Below are 605 nucleotides of genomic sequence, written 5' to 3'. Positions count from 1 at the left end.
GGGGTCCATCCGGATCCGTGTTTGAGGCGGTGGTGTTTGGGGCAGGGTTGGCCCAGGTTGGAGATGCCGGTGGTGCCCCCGTCGGCCCAGGCCAGGAGGTGGTCTGCTTCGTTGTCCAGGGAGTGGTTGTTGCAGCCGGGGAACGGGCACTTGCCGTCGCGGAGCCGCAGCCATTGACGCATGGCCGTGGTGAGGCGGTAGCTGGTGCGTCCGATTTCCAGGGGCGCCCCGTCACGGGGGTCGGTCAGGACCCGGCGGAAGGAATCGGCGCCGTCGGCGATCAGGCGCCGGGCCATGGACGGCGGGATCGGCCCGTACCCGTCCAGGATGGCCGGTTCCTCGGTGGCGCCCAGCAGGGACAGGACCGGGACGGTGATGAGGACCTGCGCCCGCGGGGACGGAACCAGCCCCGCCCCGCCCACGCTCATGCCCAGTCCCGCCCCGCCGTCGACCGTGCCGCCGTCGGGCATTGCGCCGGTGTTGTTGGTGAGGAGCCAGGTGGCGGTGATGTCGGCGCGGAGCTGGGCGAGGGTCCGGGTCTCGGCGGGGCCTTGGAGGGCGCGGGCGGCGGCGGTGGTCCGTTCCCAGATCCCGGCGGCGGTGTC

At 72.9% G+C, this 605-nt stretch carries 1 protein-coding gene; it reads right to left on the bottom strand.

Translation table 11 applies throughout. The features are described 5' to 3' along the window. Positions 1 to 605 (bottom strand): HNH endonuclease signature motif containing protein (locus tag AB4Z38_RS25760; protein WP_441432343.1); only part of this gene is annotated, 605 nt, incomplete at both ends.

It is taken from the genome of Arthrobacter sp. 2RAF6, from assembly GCF_052115205.1.
Lineage (GTDB): Bacteria > Actinomycetota > Actinomycetes > Actinomycetales > Micrococcaceae > Arthrobacter.
Note: the sequence above shows the minus strand (reverse complement) of the source record. Positions and strands in the feature narration are given on the sequence as shown.